Consider the following 2,635-nt stretch of genomic DNA (forward strand, 5'->3'; position numbering starts at 1 on the left):
AGGCTACTGGTTCGCACGGGAAGTGGTAGATTGACGCGATCTGGTGAGGACACAATGATGGATTTTCAGAAAATCCGCGCCCGCGCGGCCAAACGCAAGGGCGGGGAAGCGGCGCTGGCGTCGCTGCTGGGACCTATGCCCGACAATGCCGCGGTGGCTGACATTACCGACGACCGCATCCTCTCGACCATGGCCGAGCGTGTTTTCGCCGCTGGTTTCGTCTGGCGCGTCATCGAGCAGAAATGGCCTGGTTTCGAAGAAGCGTTCCTCCGCTTCGAGCCGAAGCGGCTGTTGTTCCAGCCCGATGATTTCTGGCACGATCTGACAGCCGACGAGCGCATAGTGCGCAACCCGCAGAAGATCAAATCTGTCCGCGACAACGCGGTGTTTGTCGAGAGGGTGTCGAAGGAGCATGGCGGCTTCGGCAGGTTCCTTGCCGATTGGCCTGAAGACGACCAGGTGGGCCTGATGGCCTATCTCGCCAAGCATGGCAGCCGGCTCGGCGGCAACACCGGCCAGTATTTTCTGAGGTGGCTGGAATGGGACGCCTTCATCGTCTCAACCGATATGGCGGCCGCGCTACGCGACGCCGGCCTGGACATCGCCGAAAGCCCGACCTCCAAGAGGGATCTCGACAAGATCCAGAGCCAGATCAATGCCTGGGCGGCGCAAACCAGCCTGCCGCGCCGGCATATTTCGCGCATTCTGGCGATGTCGATCGGCGAGAACCATTCGCCGGAAGCGCTGCGCGAATATATGGGCGAATAGGGCCGAACGACATGTCGATCGGTCCGACACGATCGACATTCGTCGATCGGCCGGGACACGAATGACACATGTCATTCGGTCCGGGTGGTCCAAGCAAACGCCATTGCCCGGGCGATTTTGCCGCGCTAAACCCGCAGCATGACCAACACCGCTTCCGACATATTGCGCATCGCCGTCGCCCAGCTCAATCCGACGGTTGGCGACGTCGCCGGCAATCTCGCCAAGGCGCGCGAGGCGAGGGCGGATGCCGCCCGCCAAGGCGCCGATCTCGTGCTGTTCACCGAGCTTTTCCTCGCCGGTTATCCGCCCGAAGACCTGGTGCTGAAGCCGGCTTTCCTGAACGCCTGCGAGCGGGCGGCGCAGGATTTCGCCGGCGATACTGCCGATGGCGGGCCGGGCGTCATCATCGGCACGCCGCTGAAGCGCAAGAGCGGCACGCACAATTCAATCATCTTTGCCGATGGCGGCAAGATCCTCGCCGAGCGCTACAAGCTCGATTTGCCGAACTACGGCGAATTCGACGAGAAGCGCGTCTTCCAGGCTGGCCCTGAAATGCAGGGACCGGTCAATTTCCGCGGCGTGCGCCTGGGGATTCCGATCTGCGAAGATATCTGGGGCGATGTCGGCATCTGCGAGACGCTGGCCGAAAGCGGTGCGGAAATCCTACTGGTGCCGAACGGCTCGCCCTATTATCGCGGCAAGGTCGACATTCGCCACCAGGTTGTCATCCGCCAGGTCATTGAATGCGGATTGCCGATCATCTATGCCAATCAGCTTGGCGGCCAGGACGAACTGATCTTCGACGGTGCATCCTTTGCCATCGGCGCCGACAAGACGCTGGCCTTCCAGATGAGCCAGTTCGAGGAGACGGTCAACGTCACCACCTGGAAGAGAAACCGCGCCGCCGCAGGCGGGCAAAACGGCAATAATTCCGACGGCTGGGTCTGCTCCGAAGGGCCGATGTCGAAAATCCCGGAAAAGGAGGAGGCCGATTATCGCGCCTGCATGCTGGGCCTGCGCGACTACGTCAACAAGAACGGCTTCAAGAACGTTGTGCTCGGCCTGTCCGGCGGCATCGATTCGGCGATCTGTGCAGCACTTGCCGTCGATGCGCTCGGCGAGGAACGGCTGCGCGCCGTGATGATGCCCTACCGCTACACCTCGAAGGACTCGCTCAAAGACGCCGAGGACTGCGCCCGTGCGCTCGGCTGCCGCTACGATATCGTGCCGATCTTCGAACCGGTCGAAGGATTTCTGCATACGCTGACGCAGCTTTTCGAAGGCACCAAGGAAGGCATCACCGAAGAAAACCTGCAGAGCCGCGCGCGCGGCACCATTTTGATGGCGATCTCTAACAAGTTCGGCTCGATGGTGGTCACCACCGGCAACAAGAGCGAAATGTCGGTTGGCTACGCCACGCTCTACGGCGACATGAATGGCGGCTTCAACCCGATCAAGGACCTCTACAAGATGCAGGTCTATGCGCTGGCGCGCTGGCGCAATACGCACGTGCCGCCGGGCGCGCTGGGCCCATCCGGCGAGGTGATCCCGAACAACATCATCGACAAGGCGCCGTCGGCGGAACTGCGCGAGAACCAGACGGATCAGGATTCGCTGCCGCCCTATCCGGTGCTGGACGACATATTGGAGTGTCTGGTCGAGAACGAGATGGGTGTCGACGAGATCGCTGCCCGCGGCCACGACAGGGCGACGGTGACGCGCGTCGAGCATCTGCTCTACATCGCCGAATACAAGCGCCGGCAGGCAGCGCCCGGCGTGAAGATCACCAAAAAGAATTTCGGCCGCGACCGCCGTTATCCCATCACCAACCGGTTCAGGGACGGCGGATAGATCACCGTTTCTCGCT

General features: G+C 61.7%; 2 protein-coding genes. Both read left to right on the plus strand.

Translation table 11 applies throughout. The features are described from left to right. Positions 1-54 precede the first annotated feature (54 nt). On the plus strand, positions 55-768 hold the full coding sequence (locus EOA85_RS32220) for a DNA-3-methyladenine glycosylase I (protein WP_127212423.1): 714 nt from the start codon (positions 55-57) through the stop codon (positions 766-768). Positions 769-906: 138 nt separating this feature from the next. Then, positions 907-2,619, plus strand: coding sequence for an NAD+ synthase (locus tag EOA85_RS32225; protein WP_127212424.1), 1,713 nt, complete (start codon positions 907-909; stop codon positions 2,617-2,619). Positions 2,620-2,635: the final 16 nt, after the last annotated feature.

Origin of the sequence: Mesorhizobium sp. M5C.F.Ca.IN.020.29.1.1, from assembly GCF_003997375.1 — a bacterium.
Lineage (GTDB): Bacteria > Pseudomonadota > Alphaproteobacteria > Rhizobiales > Rhizobiaceae > Mesorhizobium > Mesorhizobium wenxiniae.